16 protein-coding genes and 1 pseudogene are annotated in these 14859 nt (G+C 36.3%); 10 read left to right on the top strand and 7 right to left on the bottom strand.

What is annotated here, in order from left to right:
* Nucleotides 1-456: 456 nt before the first annotated feature.
* From ACP6PL_RS06530 to ACP6PL_RS06515, 4 genes are all read left to right on the top strand, one after another.
* Complete coding sequence (locus tag ACP6PL_RS06530; RefSeq protein WP_426543758.1) at nucleotides 457-1224, top strand: hypothetical protein; 768 nt, start codon at nucleotides 457-459, stop codon at nucleotides 1222-1224.
* 190 nt (nucleotides 1225-1414) lie between these two features.
* Complete coding sequence (locus ACP6PL_RS06525) at nucleotides 1415-1741, top strand: hypothetical protein (protein ID WP_426543756.1); 327 nt, start codon at nucleotides 1415-1417, stop codon at nucleotides 1739-1741.
* A 42-nt stretch (nucleotides 1742-1783) separates the two neighbouring features.
* Nucleotides 1784-2218, top strand: a complete 435-nt coding sequence (locus ACP6PL_RS06520; RefSeq protein WP_426543754.1) for a nitrogen fixation protein — start codon at nucleotides 1784-1786, stop codon at nucleotides 2216-2218.
* 47 nt (nucleotides 2219-2265) lie between these two features.
* Nucleotides 2266-2589: a hypothetical protein gene (locus ACP6PL_RS06515; protein WP_426543753.1), complete on the top strand. Its 324-nt coding sequence runs from the start codon at nucleotides 2266-2268 to the stop codon at nucleotides 2587-2589.
* A gap of 62 nt (nucleotides 2590-2651) precedes the next feature.
* On the opposite strand, the gene ACP6PL_RS06510 is transcribed toward ACP6PL_RS06515, so the two are convergent.
* Genes ACP6PL_RS06510 through ACP6PL_RS06500 form a run of 3 tightly spaced genes read right to left on the bottom strand, consistent with a single transcriptional unit; the run spans nucleotide 2652 to nucleotide 4016 of the window.
* Nucleotides 2652-3266: a hypothetical protein gene (locus ACP6PL_RS06510; RefSeq protein ID WP_426543751.1), complete on the bottom strand. Its 615-nt coding sequence runs from the start codon at nucleotides 3264-3266 to the stop codon at nucleotides 2652-2654.
* Nucleotides 3267-3271: 5 nt separating this feature from the next.
* Complete coding sequence (locus tag ACP6PL_RS06505; protein ID WP_426543749.1) at nucleotides 3272-3514, bottom strand: TIGR02450 family Trp-rich protein; 243 nt, start codon at nucleotides 3512-3514, stop codon at nucleotides 3272-3274.
* A gap of 28 nt (nucleotides 3515-3542) precedes the next feature.
* The gene (locus ACP6PL_RS06500; protein ID WP_426543747.1) at nucleotides 3543-4016 is read right to left on the bottom strand and encodes a GNAT family N-acetyltransferase; all 474 of its coding nucleotides are present in this window, start codon (nucleotides 4014-4016) and stop codon (nucleotides 3543-3545) included.
* Between the two features lie 164 nt (nucleotides 4017-4180).
* Between ACP6PL_RS06500 and ACP6PL_RS06495 the strand changes: the two genes are divergently transcribed.
* On the top strand, nucleotides 4181-4885 hold the full coding sequence (locus tag ACP6PL_RS06495) for a DJ-1/PfpI family protein (RefSeq protein ID WP_426543745.1): 705 nt from the start codon (nucleotides 4181-4183) through the stop codon (nucleotides 4883-4885).
* A 236-nt stretch (nucleotides 4886-5121) separates the two neighbouring features.
* Here the strand turns inward: ACP6PL_RS06495 and ACP6PL_RS06490 are convergent, their stop codons facing one another.
* Complete coding sequence (locus ACP6PL_RS06490) at nucleotides 5122-5559, bottom strand: NUDIX domain-containing protein (protein ID WP_426543743.1); 438 nt, start codon at nucleotides 5557-5559, stop codon at nucleotides 5122-5124.
* A 1442-nt stretch (nucleotides 5560-7001) separates the two neighbouring features.
* Here ACP6PL_RS06490 and ACP6PL_RS06485 point away from each other — a divergent pair.
* The 4 genes from ACP6PL_RS06485 to ACP6PL_RS06470 all read left to right on the top strand — a co-directional run bounded on the left by ACP6PL_RS06485 (nucleotide 7002) and on the right by ACP6PL_RS06470 (nucleotide 11677).
* Nucleotides 7002-7796, top strand: coding sequence for an HMA2 domain-containing protein (locus ACP6PL_RS06485; RefSeq protein ID WP_426543741.1), 795 nt, complete (start codon nucleotides 7002-7004; stop codon nucleotides 7794-7796).
* 58 nt (nucleotides 7797-7854) lie between these two features.
* Complete coding sequence (locus ACP6PL_RS06480) at nucleotides 7855-8124, top strand: DUF5132 domain-containing protein (protein ID WP_426543739.1); 270 nt, start codon at nucleotides 7855-7857, stop codon at nucleotides 8122-8124.
* A gap of 353 nt (nucleotides 8125-8477) precedes the next feature.
* Nucleotides 8478-9536, top strand: coding sequence for a J domain-containing protein (locus ACP6PL_RS06475; protein ID WP_426543737.1), 1059 nt, complete (start codon nucleotides 8478-8480; stop codon nucleotides 9534-9536).
* A 284-nt stretch (nucleotides 9537-9820) separates the two neighbouring features.
* The gene (locus ACP6PL_RS06470) at nucleotides 9821-11677 is read left to right on the top strand and encodes a tetratricopeptide repeat protein (protein WP_426543735.1); all 1857 of its coding nucleotides are present in this window, start codon (nucleotides 9821-9823) and stop codon (nucleotides 11675-11677) included.
* A gap of 20 nt (nucleotides 11678-11697) precedes the next feature.
* Here the strand turns inward: ACP6PL_RS06470 and ACP6PL_RS06465 are convergent, their stop codons facing one another.
* The 3 genes and pseudogenes from ACP6PL_RS06465 to ACP6PL_RS06455 form a co-directional block, all read right to left on the bottom strand.
* Complete coding sequence (locus ACP6PL_RS06465) at nucleotides 11698-12030, bottom strand: hypothetical protein (RefSeq protein ID WP_426543733.1); 333 nt, start codon at nucleotides 12028-12030, stop codon at nucleotides 11698-11700.
* 84 nt (nucleotides 12031-12114) lie between these two features.
* Complete coding sequence (locus ACP6PL_RS06460) at nucleotides 12115-12306, bottom strand: hypothetical protein (protein ID WP_426543731.1); 192 nt, start codon at nucleotides 12304-12306, stop codon at nucleotides 12115-12117.
* Nucleotides 12307-12318: 12 nt separating this feature from the next.
* Nucleotides 12319-12642 (bottom strand): annotated as a pseudogene (locus ACP6PL_RS06455) (DUF7676 family protein).
* Between the two features lie 844 nt (nucleotides 12643-13486).
* Here ACP6PL_RS06455 and ACP6PL_RS06450 point away from each other — a divergent pair.
* On the top strand, nucleotides 13487-14635 hold the full coding sequence (locus ACP6PL_RS06450) for an NAD(P)/FAD-dependent oxidoreductase (RefSeq protein WP_426543729.1): 1149 nt from the start codon (nucleotides 13487-13489) through the stop codon (nucleotides 14633-14635).
* The last annotated feature ends 224 nt before the right edge of the window (nucleotides 14636-14859 follow it).

Here is a 14859-nt window from a genome sequence, read left to right as displayed (position 1 = left end):
GTAGCGTCCCGGAGGGAACGGAGACCTCGGCATCCCATCCTTCGGAATGCTCCGCTTTCCGACCGCTTTTTCCTCTTGAAAGAGGAGGCTTTAAACCTGAATTATTTAATTAATAATTAATAATTATTCGGTAAAACTGTTATTACTTTTCATGCCTTCAAAAACCCGATAAAATTTACTATATTTTTTTTAAATACATCTGCCAAATTGGCAACCACTCCCTAATTATTCTGGTTATATTAAAAGAATCAAACAAAACAAAGTTGTTTGAAGCACTCAAATTGAACTCAGCCCGGTTGTTCCGCCTGAGAATTTTGTGATAGGAACTGCGTGTATTTTTTCCAATCTCGATACCGTTATTCTTGAAGGCAAGGAACTGATTGGGATTTTGGCAGTCGAGCTTACAGTCTAAAACACTTTCAATCACAAAATATCTAAGACCACGAAGGGGCAATTATGAATCCTTATCAAGTTCTAGCTAAACAGATAGTTTCACCAGATGGCAAGATAATTGCCGAAGCCAAAAGTTTTGCTGCGGTATCTAGCGATGATCAAAGTGAGATTAATCAAAGCGTTTCTGTCAACATTTTATCTGCTTCTAGTTCTAGTGGAACAGGCAGTTTTTCGCTTGAGAGGGATATTTTAATTGGGGGTACTCTCGACGGCAACGGGAATCTCGTTGGTGGTAACCTTAGCAATAGGCTTGTGCTGAGAGATAGTGCTTGCTCGTTTTCTGCCCAAAGTGGCTTTGGCGATATTCGCCGAGAAATTGTTGCAGGTGAAGGTGGTAATTATGCGCGAATTTTCAGTTTCGATGGATGCATTGATCGGTTGGAAGTTAGCCCACCTGTTCCCCCTGAGAATTTTGTGCCAGGAACTGCGTCTATTATTGGTTCTATTTCTAGTGGAACAGGAAGTTTTCTGCTTGAGCAAGATATTTTAATTGGGGGTACTCTCTACGGCAACAGAAATCCCGTTGGCGAAGGCGCTAGCAACACGTTTATGCTGGCAGATAGTGATAGTGCTGGCTCGTTTTCTGCCCAAAGTGGCTTCAGCAATATAGGCCAAGAAATTGTTGCAGGTGGTGATTCTGCGCCAATTTTCGGTTTTGCTCAAGCCATCAATAGGTTGGAACTTAGCCCAGTTATTCCGCCTGAGAATTTTGTGTTAGGAACTGCGTCTATTGTTACCAATCTCGATACCGTCATTCTTGAAGGGGACTAACTGAATTAGGATTTTGGCAGTCGATCTTAGAGTCTAAAACACTTTCAATCACAAAATATCTAATACCACGAAGAGGCTATTATGGAAGGTTTATGTCAAAATTTTATCTGCTTCTAGCAGTTATGTAAAATCCAAATTTCGTTCTATTTCCATAGACAAAAAGTAGTTAACAATTCGGAGGAAAATAAAAGTGGCAGAAAGCAAAAAGTACAACCGTAAATTAGAAATTAATGACCTGATTGATGATGCCATTAACAATGCGGTAGCACGAAGAGGATTAGTAGAAACTTTATCCGATGATGAAGCCAAAAGAATTGGGGGTGGTCTGAGTTTATCACCTGCTATTGCAGGCTACAAGCCGATTTGTCCGCCAACTCAGCCTATCATTAAGCCAATTGAGCCTGTGTGTCTTCCAACTAAGCCAATTGAGCCTTTTTACCCTCCAATTAAAATTTGTCCGCCAATTATAGTTGGGCTGATTGCAGTACCACTAGATGCAAAAAAAATTACTTTTTAGTCTTCAAGTATCAAAAATAATATTTAGGTGGAGACTAAATTCATGGAAGATATTACTGCTAAACAAACTACCCTTTGCCCTAGTGCTACACCCGAATCAGTGAATGGTGTTGTTTTTGGCGTAGTCGCTGGAACGCCGACGGCACCCGAGATAGCTTATCTTAAGCAGGCACTACCCATTACAGAAGAACTGATAGCAAAGGCTACCCCAGTTACCCCAGGGGAGATTTTTAGAACAGCGGCAACCTGCGCGGAATCTGGCTGTCAGCATTTTAATGGCAAGGACTGCCGTTTAGCAATGCGAATTGTGGAGAAATTGCCTGTGGTAGTAGAAGATTTACCACCCTGTTCTATCCGCCGAAATTGTCGTTGGTGGCAGCAAGAAGGCAAAGCTGCTTGTAAGCGATGTCCACAAGTCATCACAGATGACTACGCTCCCTCTGAGCAGTTACGTCAAGCCGCAGATCCTTTTGTCTAATTGCAGATTAGATGTATTCCTGTACTAATAAAAATTAGGAGTTTTGTATGAATATGAATCATCCTTTTGCTCTCAATATTTCTGATCTAGAAGATGTAAATCTAGACATTGAAGAGCAGTTAACAGATGAAGAAGCTTCCCAAATCAATGGTGGAAAGGGAGAAGAGCCTATTTTTACTACTTTGGCTATAGGTGAAGAAGGGGGGCATTATCCTGGTGACATAGTGTGCATCTCTGCTCCTTGTCCAGGGAGTGAATCGGGGGGTCATCCTTGGCCTAAACCCATGCCCATGCCCATGCCACCTAAGCCACATAAGCCTCCTGTTATGACTAAAGCTTTGTATGAAAACGGTGGTCCGATTTATTGGTAATTGATATAAAATCCAGTTGAACAGTTGTCATTACAACTGAGCGGGACTTCCCAGCAGGGGAGTTAAAATGGGATTTCTTCATCTAAATCAGAATCATTTTCCCCTGGTTGAGATTGACCTAAATGTTCCTCCGCAGCTTGAATTTTGGCAAAAATAGATGTTCTAGAATTAGCTCGTTTTTTCATCAGTCTATCAATTTTGTATTTAGCTTTAATTGCTTCTCGATATTCTTTAGAAATCGCTTCTTTAGGCCAATTTAAATCAGTAGCTTTGACAATTGGTAGTCGAGAACCTAATTTTTCTATTGGCATTTCTGGTAATCGGAGCAGAAAATATTCTCGCCTACGTCTAATTTTTTCTGCCCGATTTTCAATTTCTGCTAATACACCCGCTAACTGACTAGGATGATGTTCAGAAATAGCAACTATAACCTCAATATCATTTAAGGGAATACCTAAACTTTCTGCTTTGGCTAAAAATTCATCGGGAATATGATTTGTGATTGGAGGATTTAGCGCAGCAGATATTTCTGCCATAGCTTTTCTGATAGTCTCTTTAGCATTTTCAACTGTTTGATTATTTGTGGGAATTGTTGATTTTTCACTTACAACATCTTCTAAATTTTGGGTGGCTTCTATTAAGAATCTAATTGCTTTTTTTAAATGTTCATAATCCATTTTTATTATTCAATAGGTTCTAATTCTTGTGTTGATTGCCATCCAGGTTGCCAAAGGGAGGTGTCTTTTAGTTGTTTAGCATTTAGCCAAAATCTCACAGTTGAGTCACAGGATGCTACCATTTCAGCAAATACCCATTGACCCTGATTTTTACGATTTACTACTTGGAAATGTCGCCATCCCCAAGTTTTTTGAGTTGCTGTCCATTTAGAACCAAGAAGATAAGGAAATTTTTGTTTTTTTGGCATTTTCAATCAGGAAGAAGGAAATATAATTCTAAGACAAGTCTAACCCCATTTCATTATTTTCATCAAAGCCAAGATGAGAATATAGCGGTTTCCCTTGAGGGGAAGCATGAAGAATAACTTTGGTACAACCAATAGACTTAAGATAAGCAATGGCTTCTCCCATCAATTTTTTAGCAATTCCTTGACGGCGATAATCTGGTTCAACATAAACCCCCCAAATATAACCCTGTTTTCGATATTCTGGTTTGATAATATTTGGATATAAACCAGCGAATATTTGACAGCTAACTGAAGCAACTATTGTATTATTTATATCAGCAATAAAGGCTTGATAAAATAGTTGATGTCGAGCGTTATCAATATATTCTTTTGTGATTTCTAACCAGTTAGATTGAATAGAGTCATCAGGAACACCAATATCTCGCCACATTAGATAAAGATGTTTGGCAATTAGAGAATTTTCTTGTGGGTTTCCTCGTCTAATATTAATATTTTTTATCATTGAAACTTTCGATAATTTTAGTTCCCAAACTTATTGTTGTATAAATTTAACTTTGGGCTTATATCCTACTACATTTTTGGTCAAAACTACCCACTTGGGTACTAGCTTCACAATTAAATTTTAGGATAACCTAGTTTTGTTAACCTCAACAATACACATTCAATATGACAGATACGACTCAGCAATATCAGATTGGTTTAGTTATCTATCCAGATATGACTCAACTTGATATAACTGGACCTTTTCAAGTGTTCTCATTTATTCCCAATGCTCAGGTGCTAATACTTTGGAAAAACTTAGAACCTGTCCGCAGTGATAATGGTTTGACAATTTCGCCTACTCTCACTTTCGAGCAATGTCCAAATTTAGATGTTATTTGTATTCCTGGAGGTCCAGGGCAAATTGAAATGATGCAGGATGAGGAGGTTTTACAATTTTTACGAGACCAAGGAAAAACAGCCAAGTTTGTTACATCAGTTTGTACCGGTTCTCTAATATTAGCTGCTGCTGGATTACTACAAGGCTACCGAGCTGCTTGCCATTGGGCTTTTCGCGACCAATTAGCAATGTTGGGGATTGAAGTAGGAACAGAACGAGTTGTGATCGACCGAAACCGGATTACTGGGGGTGGAGTAACTGCTGGTATTGATTTTGGACTGGCGGTTGCAAGTCAGCTTTGTGGGGAAGAAATGGCGAAAACAATTCAACTTTTGTTGGAGTACAACCCTGCACCACCTTTTGATGCTGGTTCCCCAGAAGTAGCAGGAGCAGCTTTAGTTGAACAAGTGAAAGATTTAGCAAAACCAATGTTAGAGGGATCTTTGGCAGCAACTAGAAAAACTGCTTTAGCAATGGGATATGATGTATAAATTTTTTTTAATCAGGACTTACGCATGGGTACTACATAATAGGGAAAAAAACTATAACGTTATAGTTTTTTAACTCTACATATATGGTTTATGCGTAAGTCCTATTAATTGGTGTCAGTATTAGGTAGTTGGTTTTATATCAAGTATGATTAATTAATCATACTTGAACACTCTCCCCTCTAGCCGATCCTGTTTGAAGGGTAGCAAATTGGGGAGGTCTAAATTTTCTACATTACTCAAGTTGAGACTAAACCTGCTACTTGCAATGCTTCCCAGGCTCTGTTTGAACACTTTTCGGGTGTCAGAGTTGCGATCGCTATCCACTGAATTCCTAAAGGTCCAACTTCTGGATCGTCACTACTGAGGTTGGTTGGTTTCGGTTCGACTCTACACTGATAAATAATATTTAAAGCATGAAGTAGTTTTCCCTCTCCTTGAGGAAAAAATTTCTCTGCTATTGTCAGCAGTCGTTCTACTTGAAAATCTGTAATTCCTGTTTCTTCTTTTATCTCTCGTGCTAGTCCTTCCATTACGGTTTCTTGTGGTTGTAAACCTCCTCCTGGTAAGTCCCAACAATTAGGCTCTGGATCTGTCATTTGATGTAGTAACAGTACTTGAGCATCTGCCACAAATAATCCTAATACTGCTACTCTTAATCTTACTTCTGATTGCATTTGTCTGAATTAATCTCAACTCAATCCATTTCTCATACTAAACATTAGGGATAATACTAAAATTAATATTAATTTCCAATTTTCAGCTTATACTCGTCCAAAAATAAAATATAATACTTTTTTATAGTTAATATCAGTTTTTCTTTATATAATATTATTACCTTTAAGTAGATAATCATTTTATATAAAAATTCTATCAGATAAAAATAAATGAAAAATGATTTGTGATAATATAAATCGTGATAATAATCACTAATTAATATTGGTTATTTAGGTTATATTTAATTTTAGAGGATACAAGTACAGATGCGCAATTGCATCCAATTAACCTAACTGGCTAATCCGGTTTTCACCGTATTGATATACCAAATTAGGGGATGCCACTATCTCAAATTCAAGCAATAATAAAAGTGTAGGGAGTAAAAATAAAATTACAGCTAGGGGGTGTCCATAATGATTAACTTTGATTGCTTCTACATTTTACTGACAGCTACAATTTACCTGGGACTAATTTATATGGTATTAAGCTGGATTCCAAATAAAATTAAGAAAACAGGCTAGAATTGTAGGATTAATAGGGTATGGGATCAAGATAAAGACTTTTTTCTGATAAATATGATAAAAGAACGTTTCGCTGCGCGACATGAAAGGCAGAGTCTAGCGGCAGCTATATCGCCTCTTAACCCAACCCTCTTCTAAATAAGTAGTTGTTATAAGTCTTTTTGACAATACTAAGCTAAAGTATTTAAGTTAAAATACTGATTATTAAATTACTTAATCGACTTGAGTTCAGCAGTTAACAATTACCTCTTCTTTTTAAGAAGAGGATTGACTAAAAGGAAAATTTTTTCTTCTCTCTATTCTAAAAGCTTGCCCAATCAAAAGTATTGATTGTCTTGAGTTCATCTTAAATTCTATTTGTGTGTAATTCTGAAGGAAATGGAGACTTCAGAATTACACACTTGATGCATGGCTTTTGAATACATGACTTCCCCATAGCAGCGTTAGGACAGCAAGTCCCAGGTTTTCGAGATTGCTTCCCTGGTCGCAATGATCACTGTTTAAGATTTCTTATGTAATATATTATTTAAGTTGTTTGAGAATAAATACTTAGCTAAAAATAAAGGAATTCTCAGATTCGACTCTTTTCAATAGATTAATCAAGTAGAGAATTATTTTTATTATTTGATATTACTCTTATAAACCTTAGAAGATTCTTTTAAATCAAGGTTTTCTAGATTAATAGTAAATTTTTATTATGAGCAAAATATAAATAACTGTAACAAGGGTTGCTTTTTTTAGATAAGGGTATTAAGATACAAATATAAATAAATGAAGCAACATTTAACTTCTTTTGAACACACAATTCGCTAGGCTAAATAATCAGTACTTATAAATACGGATAGATAGCTATCTGACATCAGGGGAAGGAAGAAAATAAAATGGCCAACAAAACCACACCACAAGATATTCCAATGGAAGTAGTACATCAAACTCCAGGCCGTGTGCGTTTAAAGGCTTGTAGTAAAAATATTGATATTCCTACCTTAAAAGCAATAGCTAAACAACTACAGCAGCATGAAGGTATCTACGAGGTGAAACTAAATAATTGCACCGGTAGTATGGTTGCGAGTTTTGATGTCAGCACTATGCCTTTGTCTCATTTGTGGGAAATATTAGAGAGTTTAAATATTAATTCTCAGTCCCCCACTTTGACATCACCAACTACAGAAGTAGTAGAAAATAAATCACCAGGTACGATAAATACTGCGGTGACAGTGGGAGCAGATTTAATAGATTCTCTAGTTCCTATGATTGCTTGTATGCTGGTTAACCAAAAGTTGAGGATTTTCGGTTGGCGAAGTTTACCAATTTCTCTAATGACATCAAAGTTGACTAGAGGGATAATGAAACAGCTAAAAGTACAGTTGGAGGAGTTAACAACAGATAAAAATTTAACTCCTACTGTTGCACCATCATTTCAAGTGCTTCACTCTACCCTAGGACGAGTAAGGTTGCGAGTACCGCAGGTTGGTAATGATGTAGACTATGCCCAGAGACTAGAACAATTAATTTTAAGCACTGATGGAGTGACAAATGTCCGAATTAACTCTTCGGCAACTTCAGTGGCGATCGCCCATGAACCTCATCTAGATATGCTTCCGTATCTAGCTAAGTTAGTTGAAGAAGCTAACTTAACTACTTCAGAATCTTCACAATCAACTCAAGTAGCATAACTTAAAGAAGCATTACTGGAAATACTCATCACTTAATGTAGGTAAAAGGAGATTGATCATGTCAAATATACTAGAAACAGTCAAACACACAAATCTATCCACAGTAGCCTTTAGTTTGGGTGCTGTAGCAATAGCACCTATATTAGTTCCTGTACTTAAACCAGTTGCGAAGGCAACTCTTAAAGGTGGGATAAGACTTTATGAAAAAAGCAAAGCTGCTTTAACTGAAACTGGAGAAATGTTAGAAGACTTGGTAGCTGAAGTCAAAGCCGAAAAAATGATAGCTGTACAATCTGTAAAAGTTAATGTAAATACTACTGAAGAATAACAAGCATATTGTTGGTAAATCTGTTGGCTACAGGGGATTGGCATCCCCTGTTTTTTTTGTGTTATTGCTGTATAAATAATGCTAAATTAATAAATTTTTGTGAGAAATATTATTAGTAATTAGGAAGAAATCAAGAATAAAAAAAGACAAAAAATGATTTGGTAGAAACTCCTGATACGATATTTTGGTAATTTGGTAATAGAAAAGTTTTATCTTCAGCTTTTTACATCTAGAAAGAAATGGGAGACAACTGCTTTAAATATGAGATTAATTTTGACTAAGGTGACACATTTAGTAAATCACGATAAACTATAAAAGATTCAATTGCCAAGATAATAATCAAAACATTTATTATGCCAAAAACAACTAAAAAAACAGCTACCTATAATCCTCTATCAGAAAAAAATGCTCTATCATTTTATTCTGTTAATGCTAGAATTGATGCTCTCAACGAAAAACACAAAAAACTTCTGACCCAAATCAAGCGTAAAAAAACTGAATTATCTAACCTTACTCAACAGATACAAACCTTGACTCAAGAAATGTTTAATAAAAGTAGACCGTTTGGTGAAAAAATTAATAGCTTGGATCGAGAAATTCATACTCTCTTTGAAAAAATTCTAAGTAAGAAACGTTTAGGAAAACGTCAAAGACAAGAAGTTATAGATATTTATCGAACTCTACAATTAACAGGGAAAATTTCTCTAAGACCGGACTATTTTTCTCAATCATCATCAGCAAATTTTCAAGATGATGTTAGAGATAATTCGGAAGATTCAACTGAGAAAGACTTTTTTAGAGAGGATGATTATGATGATAAAAATCACTCTAAATTCTATGAACAACGAGATATTTCTCAACCACGTCCAAGTAGAGATTTAAGAAAAATTTTTTTAAAATTAGCTGATAAATTTCATCCTGATAAAGCGAAGGAAGATGAAACTCGTATTCTCTATACTGAAATAATGAAAGAAATTAATATTGCTTATCAAAGTGGCGATCTGGCTAGGTTGCTAGAGATTGAACGGGAGAAAAATCAAGAAACAGTGAAATTTTACCAAAATGATAGAGAAAAAGAATGTGAGCGTTTAGGGAGAGAAATTGAATTGTTATCTCAACAATATCAACAAGTTAAAGCTGAATTACGAGAGGTCAAAAATACTCCTCAAGGTAATATGGTTAAACAATATCGGAAAGCAAGGCGCAAAGGAGAAGATTTAATGGAGATTATGCTAGAAGAAGTAGAGTTTGAGCTAATGTCTTTGAAAAAGTTGCGTGATTTTGTTAAGGATTTTAAAAATAAGAAAATTACATTACAAGAATTTGTTAGAGGTCCTAATTATGTAAATGCAGATAATATGGAAGATATAATTAATGAAATGTTTGAAAATATGTTTATAGTGATAAATTGATAAGTTACCTTGATTAGTTAGTAAGCCATTGTACATTGGTTGAATAATTAATAAATAATATGGAGATGTTGACTAATACCAATTACCAAAAACTTTGCTATAGTTGGACTTAATATTGTTAAATATTATTTTCTGGATTGAATGCTGGATATTTAGTAACTTTTGTTCTTTTGATGGTTATTTTTTCACAGCTTTTAAGTAGAGAATTACTTTTTCAAAATGGTATAAAACTCCTCATTCAGTAGAAGGTACTGATAACTGATAACTGATAACTGATAATTGAAATGACAGAATCTATTTCTTGGCAAGAACGCTATCTAAATCTAATTGACCATATTATAGAAATTACTCTCCAAGGTAAAATTCGTTCCAAAGAACAAGTATATCAAATGCTAGTTAAAGAAATTAGCAGTGGTACAGGAGAAATATTTGAACGTTGTTTTGATGAACGTTTCCAAACTATTAAAAATCAGGTAGATACAGAAACCGATGAGTTAAAACAAGCAAAAGCTAATCGTCGTTTACGAGCATTAAAAACTATTCAAGGAGAATGGGAAAGATGGGAAAAACAAAATCAAACTCAAGAGGCGATCGCTACATCTGTACAGCAAATTATTAATACGGAAACTAGGGAACGTCTGACCAGTTTACTTAATGCTATTGACCCAAATCAAAAACAACCCCTTACCCTTAACCAATTACAGAAACTTGGCCAAACTCTACAAGACCAACAACTCCAAACTACTGACCCAGAACTGAAAAAAGATTTGCAGCAGTTTACCACTGGTATTACTAAAGGTTTGGAAGCTTGGCAACGACTACAACCTTATTTGGTGAGTTGGATATATGACCAAAGTCGGGGGCAAATAGGATTTGGTGGGACTCCCGAACAGAGGGGACCTTGGGTATTATGGTCAAAACAAGTAAATAGCTCTTTTCCAGAAGGTTTATTTAATAGTATTGCTTTGGAAAAATCTATTGTAGAATTTGCTGGCAAAGCTAGTATTGAAGCAAGCGAATTAGTTGAGTTGTCAGTAATTTTACAATGTTTACAAAGGGGATTAGTAGAATGGTTTGATAAGTTAATTTATGATGCGAAGGTAGGGGCAAAATTATCTATTTCTACTTTTTTGACTTTTGCTGCTATTTGGTGTCAGTTAGCTGATGGTTTTCAGGCTAGACCTAGTTTAAGTAATTCTTGTTTTCAGGTGACGTTGCAAATTCTTCGTGCTTTTTCTCAACGAGAATATTTTCCTCTCTATGGTGGAATTTTTGCTTCTTTTTCTGGAGAATATTTACAGAATGCTTTGAGTTATTTAGATGAACCTTTGCAAAGAATTCAAGGTACGCAAGCTAAGGGAAGAATTTTAACTTTATTAGGTTATTCTCAGCAGACTTTAGGGCAATATTTAAAGGCGATGGAATTTCATAAAAAAGCTTTGGAGATTGCCCAAGAAACGGAGGATAAATCCTGTGAAATTGCTAATTTGAATCATTTGAGTCGGACTTCTGTAGCGATGAAGGATTATAGTGAGGCAATTAATTATAGTCAGAGGGCGTTAATGTTTTCCCGACAAGTAGGTGATAAAAGAGGGGAAGCTAATGCTTTAGCTAACTTTGGTTTTAGTGAAGTTTTCCAAGCTAGACAACAAGAAGTAATGGAAACGGAGGTTTATGAAAGTGCGATTAATTATCTACAACAGGGTTTGAAATTGTCAGAAAATTTAGGGGATGGTCAGAGTAAGTCTCTTTGTTTTAGTAGTCTAGGAATTGCATTTATGGTATTAGAAAAACCTGAAGATGCCCTGTTATATTTAGCTGGGGGTTGGCAAGCTGCTCAATATTCTGGGGATTTATATTTGCAAGGTTTGAATTTGGCTTATCTTGCACAGGCTTACTATAATTTACAAAATTTCGAGAAAGCTGTTTTTGCTGGTTGTTTGGGTATGTATCTTTTAGAGCAAATTGGAGCTAATGAATGGCGACAAACAGCTGGGTTAATGGTTGTCTTGAAAGGTCAATTGGGAGAAGATTTTAATGAGATTTTAGGTCGGAAACGTTCAGAAATTTTACCAGTTATTGGAGTGGATGGTTATGATTATATCCCTGAACTTTTGCTCAAATATCAACAGTCTCTTTAGAGGCTGTTTGTCAAATTTTCTTAAGTAGGGGCGAAAGAACTCCGTTCCACTCTTTTAGAGAATTTAATCCCATTCCAAATCAACAAACTGTGGATAAAAGTTAGAGCGATCGCCCAGACTATATTCTTAATAAAAATCCTCCCCAAAATAGCTACTGTTAAACCATGACTGTCTCCCACCATTAAGGTAGCAGTCAACAATATTATCCCTTCAAACAAGACATATCCTATAACTAAACTAGCAGTCAACCATAAATAATACCTCCATATTTTATCCTCAATAAATTTAGGCTTAAGAGTAGCCAGAATTGTTACTAATAATGTTCCTAAACCCATCACTAATCCCCAAGTCAAAGATTCTAAAGTCTGGGGATATTGACGGAGAGTAAAACCATAAAATTGATTAATTAACCAAATTATTACTGAGTAAATTATCGCCTATTTTCTATTAAGTGTCACCCCACTAATAGCAGCAAAACCTACTAAGGGAATGTGAGGATAAATAATACTACTAGCACTGCCAATAGTAATTAAGAAAAATTGCCACAGACGAGAATGAGACATTGCTTTTTCAGCATGGCTCCAAACATTATAATTTTCTGGCGAATCAACTGCAATTTGATTATTCATAAATCTTGATTCCTATTTTTTCTCAGGCAAATAATCCTCATCTTCCCCTAAAAATGGATTCGGCAAAAATATAGTCATTAACTTTTCTCCCCCCCCATTCCAAAATTGAATCCCCCAACTTTTTGCCACCCCTTCAGGGTTTAAGCGATGATAAAATTTTGCCAGTAAAAGACATTTTTCTCTTAATTCTATTGGTGGCTTACAGTGAAGTCTTCCTAAATTTTTTTCTAAGCATCAATGAAAGTGCCAAGCGGGAGTTGCTACGGTCAAATAACCATCATAAATTAAGCAAAGTTTTGGAGGTTCAGTGAATTCTAAAGAAGAATCAAATAACATTTTGCCAGAAATACTTGCTGATTTTGTGCTGGAAGATGTCTCCGAAATACCTGCTCTAGGGATGGAGGCACTTACAGCGCTTTTCAGTTGAGTAGACCACTAAACTGATTATTAGGAGTCAGGAGTCAGGAGTCAGGAGTCAGGAGTTAGGAGTTAGTATCATTGTGGTTTATTCATATGAAAACCGGTGTAAGATTGTCGATTATAAAAAACATACTTGGGGAGATGGCTGTATGGGATTGAAAACTATGGAAGGTTGCACAGGGGGATCGGCTTCTGGTTGGATTGTCACTGTAGAAATTGAAACACAAAAATGGATTTACCACGCCAGTTATTCTGGGGTACTTTGAGCGAGTCATTCTCAAAAGAAATGTCCTTTAATATCATGTCCGGATAATCAGTGATAAAAAAGTTTTTGTTTGTAGAATAGCTCTCAGCCCGATATATACTTAGGGCTGAGAGCTATTCTACGAACTTTAATTATAACTATTCAACCGGACATGATATAATCCCTTGTCTCACAATAGTTTTGAGGTGCTTGTCACCCCGTGAGGCTTTTTTGTCTAATTATACGCTCAGTTAGCCCCAACTAAACGTATAAGTTAACTTATACGCTTAGTTCAGTTCTGGAGTAATAGATATGATTATTCTAATTATACGAGAGCGCGTTGTTTTTTGTCCATTTGCTCTCGCAACGCCCTATAGGGACGTAAGCAGTTTAGTGATGGGAGGATATCAATTATAGTTTACCATTGTCTCACCAATATTGTTTGTTAGAAAGCTAGCTTTTTTTTTATAGAATGATTATCATTATCATAAAGTATCTATTCGAGATTGTCTGCTGGTGAACAAAACTAACGATCATTTTGAAGTTGTAATTGTGGGAGCTGGGGCTGCTGGAATTGGTTGTGGCGTAGTCTTAAAAGATTTAGGAATTGAAAACTTTGTCATTTTGGAACGACATCAAATAGGGGCTTCTTTTAGCCGTTGGCCAGAAGAAATGAAATTCATTACGCCGTCGTTTCCCGGTCATGGTTTTGGATTGCTGGACCTCAACGCAATAGTTTTAAATACTTCTCCTGCCCTCAGTTTTAGAAAGGAACATCTTTCAGGGAAAGAATATGCCATATATTTGGAGACTATAGCAGAGTATTTTCAACTACCTATAAAAACCGAGACAGATGTGAAAACTATTGCAGCTTTACCTCAAGGCAAAGGCTTTGTCTTGGAAACTTCTAAAGGCGAGTTGCGTTCACGCAGTGCCTCAGCTTCGCTGAGATCGCAGTTTGTTATTTGGGCAGCAGGAGAGTATCAATATCCCAATCTTAATCCTTTTCCAGGGGCAGAATTGTGTATCCATAATTCCCAAATAGGTTCTTGGAGAGACCTGGAAGGGGACGATTTTGTAGTTATCGGAGGCTATGAAAGCGGTGTAGATGCAGCGTCATATTTGGCAGCATTAGGGAAAAAAGTCAAGTTAATTGATCGCAAGAGTAGTTGGTTAAACTTAGACCCTGATCCTAGTGTTTCTCTGTCTCCTTATACCCTAAAACGTTTAGAAGTAGCTTATTCTATGGGTCGGATAGAACTAATTGGAGACAAGCACATTGAAGCAGTCAAAGCAGTAAAAAAAGGATACGTGGTGGAGAGCGAGTACGAACAGTGGTTTAGTTCTACACAACCAATTCTCTGTACGGGGTTTAATAGCAGTTTAGAACAAATCGCACCTCTATTTGACTGGTCAAATGGCTATGCAGCCCTGACTCAAGAAGATGAGTCCACCGTAACTCCAGGATTATTTGTAGTCGGTCCTTCAGTGCGTCACGGCAATCTAATTTTTTGTTTCATTTATAAATTTCGGCAGCGATTTGCTGTGGTAGGAAATGCGATCGCTCAACGTCTGGGAATCGATACTACTCCATTGGAAGCCTATCGCCGACAAGGTTTGTTCTTAGATGACCTTTCTTGCTGTAATGACGATTGTGTTTGTTGAACAATTAACTTAAGATCGGTTCCAATACCATCTGGGAAACCAAAAACTAAAGGCTACTAGGAGTCCAATGGCACGAACAGTAGGCAGAAGACACGCAATTCCAGTCCACAGGAATCCGATCAAAGTGATAAAAACCAACCAAGTGCGCAATGCCAAATCTGATTAGTTGAATAAACTCACTTTTGCTTGATAATCTTCAGCAGATAATATTTGCCAATTAGCAT

The organism is Dapis purpurea BLCC-M126, assembly GCF_050015975.1.
In the GTDB taxonomy this organism is placed as follows: domain Bacteria; phylum Cyanobacteriota; class Cyanobacteriia; order Cyanobacteriales; family Microcoleaceae; genus Trichodesmium.
The sequence above is the reverse complement of the archived record's forward strand: the minus strand, read 5'-3'. Positions and strand labels throughout refer to the sequence as shown.